Source organism: Devosia insulae DS-56 (assembly GCF_000970465.2).
In the GTDB taxonomy this organism is placed as follows: domain Bacteria; phylum Pseudomonadota; class Alphaproteobacteria; order Rhizobiales; family Devosiaceae; genus Devosia_A; species Devosia_A insulae.
In genome coordinates, this window is record NZ_LAJE02000408.1 from 1 (window position 1) to 14,357 (window position 14,357).

General features: G+C 66.1%; 13 protein-coding genes. 7 read left to right on the top strand and 6 right to left on the bottom strand.

The window, feature by feature from the left end:
• Together VW23_RS27895 and VW23_RS27900 are read left to right on the top strand one after the other, a co-directional pair.
• On the top strand, positions 1–534 hold a 534-nt coding region (locus VW23_RS27895; protein ID WP_342029944.1), incomplete at its 5' end, for a helix-turn-helix transcriptional regulator.
• A complete protein-coding gene (locus tag VW23_RS27900) occupies positions 534–1,271 on the top strand; it encodes a 3-hydroxybutyrate dehydrogenase (protein ID WP_069912738.1) in 738 nt (245 codons plus the stop codon). The genes VW23_RS27895 and VW23_RS27900, both read left to right, overlap by 1 nt.
• Before the next feature lie 202 nt (positions 1,272–1,473).
• On the opposite strand, the gene VW23_RS27905 is transcribed toward VW23_RS27900, so the two are convergent.
• The 6 genes from VW23_RS27905 to VW23_RS27930 all read right to left on the bottom strand — a co-directional run bounded on the left by VW23_RS27905 (position 1,474) and on the right by VW23_RS27930 (position 6,792).
• Positions 1,474–1,899, bottom strand: coding sequence for a DUF1284 domain-containing protein (locus tag VW23_RS27905; protein ID WP_069912739.1), 426 nt, complete (start codon positions 1,897–1,899; stop codon positions 1,474–1,476).
• Positions 1,899–2,480: a biotin transporter BioY gene (locus VW23_RS27910; protein WP_069912740.1), complete on the bottom strand. Its 582-nt coding sequence runs from the start codon at positions 2,478–2,480 to the stop codon at positions 1,899–1,901. The genes VW23_RS27905 and VW23_RS27910 overlap by 1 nt, the downstream gene beginning before the upstream one ends.
• Before the next feature lie 84 nt (positions 2,481–2,564).
• On the bottom strand, positions 2,565–3,227 hold the full coding sequence (locus tag VW23_RS27915; RefSeq protein ID WP_069912741.1) for a GntR family transcriptional regulator: 663 nt from the start codon (positions 3,225–3,227) through the stop codon (positions 2,565–2,567).
• Positions 3,228–3,375: 148 nt separating this feature from the next.
• Positions 3,376–4,185 carry an ATP-binding cassette domain-containing protein gene (locus VW23_RS27920; RefSeq protein WP_069912742.1) on the bottom strand — a complete coding sequence of 270 codons (810 nt, stop codon included), beginning with the start codon at positions 4,183–4,185 and terminating at the stop codon, positions 3,376–3,378.
• A gap of 10 nt (positions 4,186–4,195) precedes the next feature.
• Positions 4,196–5,599, bottom strand: a complete 1,404-nt coding sequence (locus VW23_RS27925; RefSeq protein WP_069912743.1) for a sugar ABC transporter permease — start codon at positions 5,597–5,599, stop codon at positions 4,196–4,198.
• Between the two features lie 149 nt (positions 5,600–5,748).
• Complete coding sequence (locus VW23_RS27930) at positions 5,749–6,792, bottom strand: substrate-binding domain-containing protein (RefSeq protein ID WP_069912744.1); 1,044 nt, start codon at positions 6,790–6,792, stop codon at positions 5,749–5,751.
• Between the two features lie 300 nt (positions 6,793–7,092).
• On the opposite strand from VW23_RS27930, the gene VW23_RS27935 reads away from it, so the two are divergent.
• The 5 genes from VW23_RS27935 (at position 7,093) to serA (ending at position 14,255) form a co-directional block, all read left to right on the top strand.
• On the top strand, positions 7,093–8,409 hold the full coding sequence (locus VW23_RS27935; RefSeq protein WP_069912745.1) for a vanadium-dependent haloperoxidase: 1,317 nt from the start codon (positions 7,093–7,095) through the stop codon (positions 8,407–8,409).
• Between the two features lie 4 nt (positions 8,410–8,413).
• A complete protein-coding gene (locus VW23_RS27940) occupies positions 8,414–10,009 on the top strand; it encodes a CRTAC1 family protein (protein WP_069912746.1) in 1,596 nt (531 codons plus the stop codon).
• A gap of 10 nt (positions 10,010–10,019) precedes the next feature.
• The gene (locus VW23_RS27945) at positions 10,020–11,159 is read left to right on the top strand and encodes an SEL1-like repeat protein (RefSeq protein ID WP_069912747.1); all 1,140 of its coding nucleotides are present in this window, start codon (positions 10,020–10,022) and stop codon (positions 11,157–11,159) included.
• 214 nt (positions 11,160–11,373) lie between these two features.
• On the top strand, positions 11,374–12,546 hold the full coding sequence (locus VW23_RS27950) for a phosphoserine transaminase (protein ID WP_069912749.1): 1,173 nt from the start codon (positions 11,374–11,376) through the stop codon (positions 12,544–12,546).
• A gap of 122 nt (positions 12,547–12,668) precedes the next feature.
• Positions 12,669–14,255, top strand: a complete 1,587-nt coding sequence (gene serA, locus VW23_RS27955) for a phosphoglycerate dehydrogenase (RefSeq protein WP_069912748.1) — start codon at positions 12,669–12,671, stop codon at positions 14,253–14,255.
• The last annotated feature ends 102 nt before the right edge of the window (positions 14,256–14,357 follow it).

The following is a 14,357-nucleotide window of genomic DNA, read 5'->3' on the forward strand; positions in this document are numbered from 1 at the left end:
CTGTGCGTGAGCGATATCCGGGTGGCGATCGTGTTCGCCGCCCATGGCATCATCAGGGATTGCAGCGCGCGGTTCGCGGCGCGGTTCGGCTATGAGCGCGGCGAGATGCTCGGCGCGAGTTTCCGCCAGCTCTACCAGGATGTCGGCGACTTCGTCCGCGTAGGCGAGCTGTGGCGCAGCCATCTCGCGGCGGGCGCTATCTACTTCGACGAGCGGGTGATGCGGCGCAAGGACGGCAGCACGCTGTGGTGCCGGGTGCATGGCCGCTCCAACACGCCGGACGACCCGTTCGCCGAGGCGATCTACTGCTTCGAGCCGATGCAGCGCGGCATCCTGCCGACCGAGCATGTGCTGACCGGCCGGCAGCGCCAGATCCTGATGCTGGTGGCGCAGGGCCGCACCAGCGGCGAAATCGCCGCCGAACTCAAGTTGTCGAGACGGACGGTCGAGGCGCATCGCGCCCGGCTGATGAAGAGCATCGGGGTGCGCAACGGCGCCGAACTGATGGCGTGGTTCAACGAAAGGGAAGGCTGATGGCCGAACAGAAGACGGCACTGGTGACCGGCGCGTTGGGCGGCATCGGCTCGGCCATCGCGGCCCGACTCACCGCCGACGGGTTCCGCGTCGCCCAGCACGACGTGGTCGAGCGCGTGGCCGACGACTATTTCCGCGCCGACCTCACAGAGGTGGGGGCAGGGGAGCAGCTGGTTGCCGAGGTCATCGCCCGCTTCGGCCGGCTCGATGTGCTGGTCAACAATGCCGGCGCGCAGAAGGTCTCCCCCATCGCCGAGTTCGCCCGCGCCGATTGGGACCTGGTGCGCAGCCTCAGCCTCGATGCCGCGTTCGAGTGCATCAAGGCGGCAGTGCCCGGCATGGTATCGCGCGGCTGGGGCCGCATCATCAACATTGCCTCGGCACACGGGCTGGTCGCCTCGCCATTCAAATCCGCCTACGTCGCCGCCAAGCACGGGCTCGTCGGGCTGACCAAGAGCGTGGCGCTGGAAGTGGCGGAAGCCGGCGTCACCGCCAATGCCATCTGCCCCGGCTATGTCCGGACCCCGCTGGTCGAAAAGCAGATCGAGGATCAGATGCAGGTGCACGGCCTCAGCCGCGACGCAGTGATCCGCGATGTCATGCTGGCCTCGCAACCGACGCGACGCTTCGTCGAGGCCGAAGAGGTCGCGGGCCTGGCGGCGTATCTGGCGAGTGATGCAGCGCGCTCGATTACGGGGACGACGATCGCGATCGATGGGGGGTGGACGGCGCGGTAGGGGCTCGCAGTCGGCAAAAAGGACGAAGGCTGGGTCCGGCTGGCATCTGCTGCGCCGGTGGTTGCTGACCCCCACCCCTGTCCCCTCCCCCTAAACATGGGGAGGGAGACCCTCACACCGGCATCACAGTCTGCGTCTCCCTCCCCTTGTTCAGGGTGAGGGATCAAGGGTGGGGGTCAGCCCGCGCCGGCGTCCGGCTGGGTCAGGCGGATGGAATAACTACCCCCGCATACCCACGTGCCGAGATGCTGGTGCACAGCCCGTGCCACTCGCACCCCACGCATGCAGCGCGGGTGCGGCCAGTGGTGAAGGCTTCGCGCATCTGTTTGAGGACGGCTGGATCCAGCACCACGGTGTCGCCGACCCGTGGCGGGGTCGGCAGCAGTTCCCCCAGATCGCGTAGAGCCAACCGGTCGCGTTCGATGACGCTGTCGCGGTGGCAATGCGGGTCGGCGTCATGCAGCAGCGGGGTGCAGATGTCGTCCGGCCCGGCGACGATCAGCAGGTCTTCGCCATCGCCGATACGGGCGGCGATGGCGTCGTAGTTGGCGGTGAAGGCCGCGCTGTAGCCCTTGCCCACGTAGGTGAGGACGCAGAGCAGGTGGTGCGGGCGCAGCCTTATGGTCATCAGGCGGCGCGGGGCTTGCCGCGGACGAGCAGCGCCAGCAGCGCCGCGCCGAGGACAGACTTCAGCACGCCGCCGACGATGAACGGGGCAACACCGCTGGTCCAGGCGACATCGGCGCCGAACAGCACGGCGAGCCAGGCGCCGCCGATGGCGAGGCAGAGGGCGTTGCCAAGCAGCATGCTGACGAAGGCCAGCACTGGCTTGCGGCCGTTCCAGCCGCGCTCGGCCAGCCAGCCGACAAGCGCACCCGCCACCGGGAAGGCGAAGAGGTACCCGGCGGTCGGGCCGACGAAGTGATGGGCGCCGGCCGCGCCGCCCGACAGGACCGGCAGCCCGACGGCGGCCTCGGCGAGCCAGGCAATGATGGTGAGGGCGCCGAGCCGCCAGCCGTAAAGCGCGCCGACCAGCATCACGGCGAAAGTCTGCATGGTCACCGGCACCGGCACCATCGGCACTTCGACATAGGACGAGAGCGCAAGGAACAGGGTGCCGAGCACGACCGCCCCAACCCGCCAGGCAAGCGGACGGCTATCGAGGTCGAGCGGGCTGAAGGCTGGCGTCAGGGAAGCGGCATTGGACACGGAGGGCTCCTTCTCGTGAATTATAGATAATTCCGCCTATCTATCGCTAAAGGAGTCCACAGCTGCGCTGGAATTGCAAGTGGGCTAAGGTCTGGTCGTGGTGAAAGCCTTGCGCGACGCCGGTTTGCGGGGGTCCTGGCCGCTCCAGCGGACGTGGCGCGCCAGCACCGCCGCGGCGGTTTCGATCTCGCCGTCGCGCAAGGCGGCAAGGATCGCCATATGGTCGCGATCGGTCGGTGCCTCCCATTCGGCGCGCCAGCCGGAGAACAGGAAACGGGCGCTGGCGCTGTGCAGGTCGTCGATGGTCCGGAGCAGCCGCGGCATGCCGCACGGGGTGATGATCAGCCGGTGGAAGGCCCGGTTCGCCTCCTCCCAGGCCTGCACGTCGCTGGCCTTGTCGCCGGCCTTGCTGATGGCTTCGGCCTCGTCGAGGATGGCCTTGGTCAGATGCGGGCCGGCCTGGCGCAGTGCCAGCACTTCAAGCGCGGCGCGCATCTCGGCGACTTCCCGCACCTCGTCGAGGCTGAAACCGGCGACCCGCACGCCGCGGCGCGGTTCGCTCACCACCAGCCCCTGCGCCTCGAGCAGCCGGAACGCCTCGCGCACCGGCACGTGGCTGGCGCCGAACGCCTCGGCGATGTGGTCCTGCCGCAGGCGGGCGCCGGGCTGAATGTCGCCGGCAATGATCCGTTCGGCCAGGGCGCGGCTGATGCGGACGGAAACGGGATCGTCTTTGGTTGTCGTCATGATTTTATAGATAATTGATCGGCCGAGGGATGACTACCGGCTGGTCGGGCGAAATTTCGTTGGGGGATGGCGGTCAAAGACCCATATTCACGCCATGGGAAGCGGCACGTGCGCGGCGCCGGTTCGCGGCGCTTCAGCCGGCATCGGTTCAGCTCTTGATGGCGCCCGGTCCGGGGATGGCGCCGGGCGGACACTTGCCGAGGATAATCATGCCCAGCACCTCGTCCTTGGTCACGTCGCCGACGCGCGCTGTGCCGACGACGCGGCCGTTCTTCATCACCGTGACGCGGTCGGCGAGGTCGAACACGTCGTGGATGTCGTGGCTGATCAGGAAGATGCCGATGCCCTGGGCCTTGAGCTGCTTGATCAGCTCGCCGACCTGCGCGGTTTCCTGGGGGCCGAGCGCCGCGGTGGGCTCGTCCATGATCAGGATGCGGGCATTGAAGTGGATCGCCCGGGCGATGGCGACCGACTGCCGCTGGCCGCCGGAGAGCGACTTTACCGGCTCCTTGAAACGGCGGAAGTTGGGGTTCAGCCGACCCATCACCTTGCGGCACTCGGCCTCCATGGCGATGTCGTCGAGCGTGCCCCAACGCGTGCGCAGCTCGCGCCCGAGATAGAGGTTGGCGGCGGCATCGACATTATCGGCCAGCGCCAGGGTCTGGTAGATCGTCTCGATGCCGAACGCCTTGGCGTCGCGCGGATTGGAGATCTCGGCGTCCCTGCCGTCGATGCGGATGGTGCCCGAGTCGCGCTTGTAGGCGCCGGACAGTACCTTGATCAGCGTTGATTTGCCGGCGCCGTTGTGACCGAGCAGGCCCACCACCTCGCCCGGATAGAGGTCGATGGAGGCGTGGTCGACGGCCCTGATGCCGCCGAAAGCGATCGAGATATCGTTCATCTCGACCAGCGGCGCAGCCTGCGAGGCGGAGTCGGCGGCAATGGTCTCGGTGCTCATGTTTGCCTCCTCACTTCACGCGTCGGCGATAGATCTGATCGACGAATACGGCGAACACCAGCACGACCCCGACCACGATATTGGTATAGGCGGAATCGACGTTGAGCAGCGCCATGCCCGATTGCAGCGATTGCATCAGGAGGGCGCCGAGGATGGCGCCGAAGATGGTGCCGATGCCGCCGGCCAGCGAGGTGCCGCCGATTACCGCTGCGGCGATCACATAGAGTTCGTTGAGGGTGCCGAGCGCCGTGGTTGCAGCGTCGAGGCGGGCCGAGGCGATGATCGCCGAAATGCCGACCAGCGCCCCCATCAGGGTGAACACCATGACGGTCAGCCGCTTGGTGTTGACGCCGGCCAGTTCGGCTGCCTCGGGGTTGCCGCCGGTGGCGAAGACATAGCGACCGAAGCGGGTGCGGCGAGCGACGAAGGTCATCACCAGCCCCACCGCCAGCATGATCAGCACCGGGATCGGGTAGCCGGTCTGGAAGGTCAGGCCGTCAAGGCATGAGACCACCTTGTCAGCGGCCTGGCAGATGGCCTGCCCGGCCTTGTTCTCGACGCCGGGTGGAATGGGGATCTTGTTGTCGAGCGCAAAGCGCTCGGCGACGCGCGGCGGGTACAGGTAGGAATTGACCACGGCGGTGGTGCCGAGTACCGCAGCGCAGCCGACGACCACGCTGAGGATTTCGGCCCATACCGGCTTGGGCTTGAAGTTGAAGGTCAGCCGGCGGCGCCGGCCGGCGACCACCGCGAGGCCGATGCCGATACAGGCGACGGCGGCCAGCGCCCAGCTCCAGACCGGGCCGATCGAGGCCGCCGGACCGTTGCCGCCGATCAGCTTGAAGGTCTTGTCCATCGGCGCCACGGTGACGCCGCTGGCAATGAGGAAGGCGGCGCCGCTGAAGGCGATCAGCCCGCCGAGCGTGACGATGAAGCTCGGGATCTGGCCATAGGCGATGAGTACGCCGTTGAAGGCGCCGATGGCGGCGCCGAGCACGATGGCGAAGAGCACGGCGATGATCCAGATCGCGGGGTGGCCGACGCCGAGCATGGGCCCCAGTTCGAACACCTGCAGTACGCCGGTCGCCACCGCCACGATGCTGAGCATCGAGCCGACCGACAGGTCGATCTGGCGCAAGACGATGACCAGCACCATGCCGGTGGTCATCACCGCGATCACCGAGGTCTGCACCAGGAGGATCCAGAGATTGCGCGAGGTGAGGAAGGAGCCGCCGAACAGGCCACCGCCGCCGGGCCTGAGGATCGAGCTGATGATGTCGAAGCCCACCCAGATTACCAGCATGGCGGCCAGCATGCCGAGCATGCGGGTATCGATCTCGGCGGCGCGGATCAGCCGCGTCAGCAGACCCTCGTTGCTGGCTGCAGGACCACCGGTGTTTGATTGTTCAGTCATGCCCCACCCTCCGGCCGATCGCTATGGCCGCCGTCCGGCGAGGCCGGGCCCCGCCTATGTCAACGCCGAGCGCCGTCACAGCCGGCGTCGAAACAGAAGGCCGCGCCACCCGGTGAGGCGACGCGGCCGGTAGCATCAGGCCGGGCCGGTCAGTTGCAGGCCGTAACTGTACCGGCGGCCACGCCGGCGCAGGCCTGTTCCTTGGTGATATGACCGGCATCGATCGCCACCTGGATATTGTCCTTGGTGATCGGGGTCGGCGCGAGCAGGATGGCATTCATCTCGACGCCGTTCTTGCCGCCGCTGAACTTGGCGACACCAGGAATGGCCGTCGGGTCGGTACCGTCGGCCAGGGCGATCGCCGCATTGGCTGCGGTGGTGCCGAGGTCGATCGAGTTCTTCCAGATCGAGACCAGCTGGGTGCCGAGCGCCACGCGGTTGATGGCGGCAAGGTCGCCGTCCTGACCGGTGACCGGAACCGAACCCGCCATGCCCTGGGCATCGAGGGCCGCGACAACACCCGAGGCCATGCCGTCGTTCTCGGACAGCACGGCATCGACACCATTATTGGTGGAGGTCAGGCACTGCTCCATGTTCTTCTGGGCATTGTCCGGCTTCCAGCCATCGGTGAAGGTCTCGCAGACATTGGTCACCTTGCCGCTGGCAAGAGCATCCTTGAGAACTTCCTGCATGCCCTGGAACAGGAAGGTGGCGTTCGGGTCGCCCTTGTCGCCCTTGATGAAGGCGTAGCGGCCCTCCGGTTTCACCTTCAGGGTTTCCTCGGCCATGATGCGGCCCACGCCGACATTGTCGAAGGTGATGTAGAGCGCGTTCGGATCCTCGAACTGCACGTCATAGGCAATCGACTTGATGCCGGCGTCGCTGATCTTCTGGATCGAGGGCAGGATGGCGTCGGAGTCGTAGGCGACCACGAGGATCACGTCCGGCTTCTGCGAGATCAGGCTTTCGATATCGGCGGCCTGCTTCTGTGCCGAGCCCTGCGCATCAGTCGACAGGTAGGTGTCGCCGGCCGCCTCGACCACCTTCTTGATCGCGGCTTCGTCGGTCTTCCAGCGCTCTTCCTGGAAGGTCTTCCAGGAAACGGCAATCGTCTTGCCCGCGGCCATGACCGCGGTTGAACTGGCGCTGATCAGCACAGCGCCGGCAAGCAGCGTTAGGATCTTGAATTTCATTGCAGAGCCCTCCCAGACTCCGTGCGGAACCTCTGGCACGCGCGTCCACTGATCAGACAAACCACGCCGTCGTTCCGCAGCTTATGTGTCGATTTGCCTGTGAGGTACGCACCTGATTGCTGCATCAGGCTCACGGCCAAGTCAATCTGCATACCAGTGGTCGCGCTTATTTAAGTAGATTTCCGTCAATCCCGACTTTTGGCTGAGGCATTGACCAACCGTCGCTTTGCCAGTTGAAGTAGACCCCGCAGGAGGACGGCTCGGCGGCTAACACGCCAGCCCGGAACTTTTGGGGGAAAGATGCGAGGTTACCGGCTTGCTGCGCTCGGCGCGGCGGTGCTGTTGTGGTGTGCGACGAGTCTCGGGGCGCTCGCCGAAGCGCGACCGGCGCCGGGCGCCATGCTCAGGGATTGGTACTATCTGATGAACGAGCTGGTCCGGCACACGGCGACCTATTCGCCGCCGGTGGCCAGCCGCTCGTTCGCCTATCTGGGGATTACCGCCTTCGAGGCGGCAGTGGGCGGGTCGGACAGGCTGGTGTCATTGGCCGGTCAACTGCGCGGGCTCGAACAGGTGCCGGAGCGTGAAGCCGGGGTCAGCTACGACGAAACGGTGGTGATCAGCGCCGCCATGTCCGATGCCATCGTGTTCTACTTCGGCAATACCGGGCCGACCGGCCAGCGCGTCATCAACCGGGCGCAGAGCAAATGGCGGGCATTGGCGGTTGAGGGCGTGCCCGAGGACGTGGTGGTGCGCAGCGAGGCCTTCGGCAAGGCGATGGCTGCGGCGATCTTTGCCTGGTCGCAGGGCGATGGCGGCGCCACCGTGCTCAACATGGGCTTTCCCTACGAGTTCGAACTGCCCAAGGGCGACGACAAATGGGTCCCGACCAGCCTCGTCCGCCAGCAGCAGCTGCCGCTGCTGCCGGAGTGGGGCAACAACCGGACCTTTGCGACGCCCGATGGCGCTGCCTGCCCGACGGCGGGCAACCCGGCCTTCAGCATCGAGCCCGGCTCGGACTTCTACAAGGAGGCCGCCGAAGTCTATGAGACGGTGAAGAACGCCACCCCGGAGCAGGCGGCGATCGCCCGTTTCTGGTCCGATGACCCGATGCTGTCGATGACTCCGCCGGGGCACTGGGTGTCGATCGCGCTGCAGGTTGCCGAGCGTGCCGACCTGCCGCTCGATGAGAATGTCGACCTGTTGGCTCGCATGGGGATTGCCATGTCCGATGCGTTCGTCGGCTGCTGGCACGCGAAATTCGTCTACGACCTGGTGCGGCCGATCACCTACATCAAGAAGGTGATCGATCCGAAATGGGAGCCGATCCTCAACACCCCGCCATTTCCCGAGTATCCCAGCGGGCACAGCACCGTGTCGGGCGCCATGGACGCGGTGATGACCGCGTTTTTCGGCGAGAACTACGCCTTCGAGGATCAAACCGGCTCACCGGACGGCAGGAACCCGCGCAAATACGCCAGTTTCCGTGAGGCCGCCGAGGAGGCCGGCATCTCGCGGCTCTATGGCGGGATCCATTTCCGTTCGGCCATCGAGGACGGGCTGGTGCAGGGCCGATGCATTGCCGCCTACACCATCGCGCTCAAGACGAGGAAGTAGGATCATGCGCACCCCGCACAGTTTCGCTGCCGCCCTGCTGCTTGCCGGCCTCGGCCTTGTTCAACCGGCGTCGGCGCAGACGCCCGCGGCGCCCAGGTTCGTCGACGAGACGGCCGCTTCGGGCATCACCACCAGCTATGATGGCGACTGGTTCTACATCGTCGGAGGCGGGGTCGCGGCTTTCGACTGCAACGGCGACAGCTATGCCGACATCGTGTTGCCGGGTGGCGAGTCCAAGGCACAGCTCTACGTCAACACCAGCAAGCAGGGCGGCAGCCTGACATTTGCCCCAGCAGAGAGCGGGCTCGAGCTCGACAGCGTCGGCGGGCTCTATCCGGCCGATGTCGACAGTGACGGCGTCACCGACCTGCTGGTGCTGCGGGTGGGCGAGAACCTGGTGATGCGCGGGCTGGGCGCCTGCAAATTCGAGCGCGCCAACGAGGCCTGGGGCTTTGACGGCGGCGACGCGTGGACCGCATCGGCGGCGCTGACGTTCGAGCGCGGATCGATCTGGCCGACGATCGCGGTGGGCAATTATATTGACCGCAACGAGGATCTGTCGCCCTGGGGATCGTGCACCGACAACTGGCTGCACCGGCCGGGCGAGGCCGGCAAGTTCGCGGCGCCGTTGCCGCTGAAGCCGAGCTTCTGCGCGTTGTCGATGCTGTTCACCGACTGGGACAAATCCGGGACGCCGAGCCTGCGCGTTTCCAATGACCGCGAGTATTACGAGGGCGGCCAGGAACAGATGTGGCGCGTGCTGCCCGGTGTGGCCCCACAACTCCTGACCCCCGCCGATGGCTGGAAGGTGCTGCGCATCTGGGGCATGGGCATTGCCAGCTACGATCTCGATAGCGATGGCTACCCCGAATATTTCCTCACCAGCATGGCCGACAACAAGCTGCAGACCCTGACCGCGCCGGGGCCGAAGCCCGATTACAAGGATGTCGCCTATGCGAGGGGCGTGACAGCGCACCGTCCCTATACCGGCGACGACCTCAGGCCCAGCACGGCCTGGCACGCGCAGTTCGACGACGTCAACAACGATGGCCTGGCCGATCTGTTCGTCGCCAAGGGCAATGTCGACCAGATGCCCGATTTCGCCGTGCACGACCCGAATAATCTGCTGCTGCAGGACGCCGACGGCAAGTTCGTCGAGGCCGGCGACAAGGCGGGGATTGCCAATAACGGCAACTCCCGCGGTGCGGCCTTGGTGGATTTCAACCTCGACGGACTGCTCGACCTGGTGGTGGTCAACCGTCGCACCGGCGCGCAGGTCTGGCGCAACACCGGGGCAGAGGGGGGCGGCAACTGGATCGAAGTTGAACTGCGGCAGGCGGCGCCCAACGAGGATGCGATCGGCAGCTGGATCGAGGTGAAGCGTGGCGACGCCACCATGCGCCGGGAGCTGACGGTGGGCGGCGGCCATGCCGGCGGGCAGCTCGGTTGGGTGCATTTCGGCCTCGGTGACGCGACGACGGCAAGCGTCGCGGTGGTCTGGCCGGATGGAACCCGCAGCGAATGGCCCGACCTCGCGGCAGGCGGCTTCTACGTGCTGGAGCGCGACAAGGCTGCCAGCCCGTTCTCGCCGCGCGACTGAGGGGGCGGGCATGGCTCTCGCCGAACGTCTCGCCACGGCGATCCTTCTGCTGGTCATCCTGGTGGGCGGAGCCGTGGCCGGCGAGGCAGAGGGGATGCTGGCCTACCAACGCGGCGAGTTCGAAGCGGCACTGCGTGAGCTGAAGCCCGCCGCGGCGGCGGGCAGCGTGCGGGCGCAGACGACGGTCGGGTTCATGTATGCGACCGGCAAGGGTGTCGCCCAGGACGCGGCCGAAGCAATGCGCTGGCTCGGCCTCGCCGCGGCCAAGGGCGATGCCGAAGCGCAGCACAATCTAGGCTACCTCCACGACGCCGGTCTCGGGGTCGCCAGAAACCCGGCCGAAGCCGTCAAATGGTATCGGCTGGCGGCGGAGCAGGGCCGCGCCGATGCGCGCTACAACCTCGGCGCAATCCTCAAGGACGGCGGCGAGGGTGTGCCGCAGGACCTTTCCGAGGCGGCTCGATGGTTCCGTCTCGCCGCCGAGCAGGGTGATGCCTATGCCCAACTGGCGCTCGGGCTGTTGCACCTCAGCGGCAGCGGCGTCGCGCAGGATTTCACCGAGGCCCTGAAATGGGTCCGTCAGGCCGCAGACCAGGGCTATGCCGCGGCGCAGTTCAACCTCGCGCGCATGTACTTCGAGGGGCACGGTGTCACCCGCGACGAGGCCGAGGCGGTGCGGCTGTTCGAGCTGGCCGCGGGGCAGGGCTATGCGCCGGCGCAGTTCAACGTCGGCATCTCCTACCACACCGGGCGCGGCGTTGCCCCCGATGATGTTGAGGCGGCCAAGTGGTTCAAGCTCGCCGCCGAACAGGGCCATGCCCCGGCACAGGCCAACCTGGGGATGCTGTACGACCACGGCCAGGGCTTGCCGCAGGACGACCAGCAGGCGGTGTTCTGGTACTCGCTGGCGGCCAACCAGGGCGACGTCTACGGGCAGTACGGGTTGGGCGCGATGTACCGGAACGGCTATGGCGTCGCCCAGGACGACGTCATGGCCTATATGTGGACCAGTCTCGCGGCGCAGTATGGCCTGCCGATCGCGGTGAAGGATATCGATACCCTGACCGCGAGAATGACCCCGGCCGAAATCGAGCAAGCCCGCTCGCTCGCTATTGCCTGGGTGCAGCGTTCGCGCGGCACATCGCCCTGATGACACCAACGCCGGGCAAACTCGGCCCCGGCGCTGCCGGGATGCAGTGGGTCGTGCCCGGATGTGCGCGACCTCCGTGAGCAGGCCTACCAATGTCCTAGCCTGACGATGATCGGGACGCTTGACGCGCTCCCGTGATGAGGAGTATCTGCCCGTCTCAGGACACCTCACCCTAACGTGAGGCTTTCGACCTGGGAGGGTCGCCATGGCTGATATGCCCCTGACTGCGCCGGCAGTGAAACCGGCTAACCCCAATTTCTCGTCGGGTCCCTGCGCCAAACGTCCTGGCTGGACGGTGGATGTGCTCGCCGACGCGCTGGTTGGCCGTTCGCACCGCGCCAAGCCGGCCAAGCAGCGCATCGAGAAGGCCATTGCGCTGACGCGTGAGCTGCTCGAGGTCCCGGCCGACTACCTGATCGGCATCGTCCCCGCTTCCGACACCGGCGCCGTCGAGATGGCGCTGTGGTCGATGCTCGGCGCCCGCGGCGTCGACATGCTGGCCTGGGAATCGTTCGGCGAGGGCTGGGTCACCGACGTGCAGAAGCAGCTGAAGCTGCAGAATGTCCGCACGCTGACCGCCCCCTATGGCGAGCTGCCGGACCTGAAAACCGTCAATTTCGACAACGACGTGGTGTTCACCTGGAACGGCACCACTTCGGGCGTGCGGGTGCCGAACGCCGACTGGATCCCTGGTGATCGCAAGGGCCTCACCATCTGCGACGCGACCTCGGCCGCGTTTGCGCAGAACCTCGATTTCACAAAGCTCGATGTCATCACCTTCTCCTGGCAGAAGGCGCTGGGTGGTGAAGCGGCGCATGGCGTGCTGATCCTCAGCCCCCGCGCCGTCGAACGGCTCGAGACCTACAAGCCGGCGTGGCCGCTGCCCAAGATCTTCCGCATGACCAAGGGCGGTAAGCTCATGGCCGATATCTTCGAGGGTGCCACCATCAACACCGTGTCGATGCTGTGCATCGAAGACGCGGTGGATGCGATGGAATGGGGCAAGACCGTCGGCGGGCTGAAGGGCATGCAGGCGCGTGCCGATGCCAACGCCAAGGTGCTGGCCGATTGGGTCGCCAAGTCCGACTGGGCGGCGTTCCTCGCCAAGAACGAGGCCGAGCGCTCGAACACCTCGATCTGCCTCGTGATCAAGGACCCCGAGATCACCGCGCTTTCCGACGACGCCCAGGCAGCCTTCGCCAAGGCGATCGTCTCGCGGCTCGACAAGGCCGGCGTCGCCTATGATATCGGCGGCTATCGCGATGCCCCGACGGGGCTGCGCATCTGGGCCGGCTCGACGGTCGACACCGCCAACCTTGCGGCGCTGACTCCGTGGCTCGACTACGCCTTCGCCGCCGAGAAGGCCGCGCTTTCGGTCGCGGCCTGAAGCCGCGACACGAGCGAGTAGCGAGTAGTGAGTAGCCAATAGGGCTACTCGCCACCGCGGCTCGCCTCTTTCCCAATTCGCCACTCGCTATTCGCTATTCGCCAACCCGGAGGGTTGCCCACATGCCCAAGGTTCTCGTTTCGGACAAGCTGTCGAAGACCGCGGTCCAGATCTTCAAGGACAACAATATCGACGTCGACTACCTGCCCGATCTGGGCAAGGACAAGGACAAGCTGTTCGAGGTGATCGGCCAGTATGACGGCCTCGCCATCCGCTCGGCCACCAAGGTGACCGACAAGATCCTCGGCGCCGCCAAGAATTTGAAGGTGATCGGCCGCGCCGGCATCGGCGTCGACAATGTTGATATCCCGGCCGCCACCAAGGCCGGCATCATCGTGATGAACACCCCGTTCGGCAACTCGATCACCACCGCCGAGCACGCCATTTCGCTGATGCTGTCGCTGGCCCGGCAGATCCCCGAGGCCGACGCTTCGACCAAGGCGTCGAAGTGGGAAAAGAACCGCTTCATGGGCGTCGAGGTCACCAACAAGACGCTCGGCCTGATCGGCGCCGGCAATATCGGCTCGATCGTTGCCGACCGGGCGCAGGGCCTCAAGATGAAGGTGGTGGCGTTCGACCCGTTCCTGACGCCCGAGCGCGCCCAGGCCATCGGGGTCGAAAAGGTCGAACTCGACGAGCTGCTGAAGCGCGCTGATTTCATCACGCTGCACACGCCGCTGATCGATGCGACCCGCAACATCATCAATGCCGAAGCTATCGCCAAGATGAAGGATGGCGTGCGCATCATCAACTGCGCCCGTGGCGGTCTGGTCGATGAGGCGGCGCTCTACGAGGCGCTGAAATCGGGGAAGGTGGCGGGCGCGGCGTTCGACGTGTTCGTCGAGGAGCCGGCGCAGAACAACCCGCTGTTCGAACTCGCCAACTTTATCGCCACCCCGCATCTCGGCGCTTCGACCACCGAAGCGCAGGAGAACGTGGCGCTGCAGGTGGCCGAGCAGATCTCGGCCTATCTCAACACCGGCGAGATCACCAATGCGCTGAACTTCCCCTCGATCACTGCCGAGGAAGCCCCGCGGCTGACCCCGTGGGTGAAGCTCGCCGAGGCGCTCGGCTCGTTCGCCGGCCAGCTGACCGAGACCTCGATCAAGGGTATCCGCATCGAGTACGAGGGCAATGTTGCGGCGCTCAACACCAAGCCGATGACCGCCGCGGCGGTGAATGGCGTGCTGAAGCCGCAGGTGGCCGAGGTTAACATGGTCTCGGCCCCGCAGATCGCCAAGGATCGCGGCATCAATGTCGAGATCATCACCCGTGACCAGCAGGGGGCCTATGAAGGCTATATCCGCCTCACCGTGATCACCGAGCGGCAGGAACGCGGCATTGCCGGTACGATCTTTGCCAATGGCAAGTCGCGCATCATCCAGGTCAAGGGCATCAACATGGATGCCGAACTGACCCCCTCGATGCTCTATGTCACCAACGAGGACAAGCCGGGCCATATCGGCCGGCTCGGCACGCTCCTCGGCAACCTCGGCATCAACATCGCCAACTTCAACCTCGGCCGCGCCGAGGTGGGCGGCGACGCGATTGCGCTGCTGTCGATCGACGGCGAGGTCACGGCGGAACAGCTCAAGGAAATCGCCGGGTTGCCAGGTGTGCGCCAGGCTAAGGCGGTGGCGTACAACTAAACCGCAGGTTGGGTTCAGATGGAGAGGCCGGGCAATGCCCGGCCTTTTGTGTGTGGTGGCTCATCGGGCGACACCCTCCCTCCCCCTTGAGGGGAGGGATTG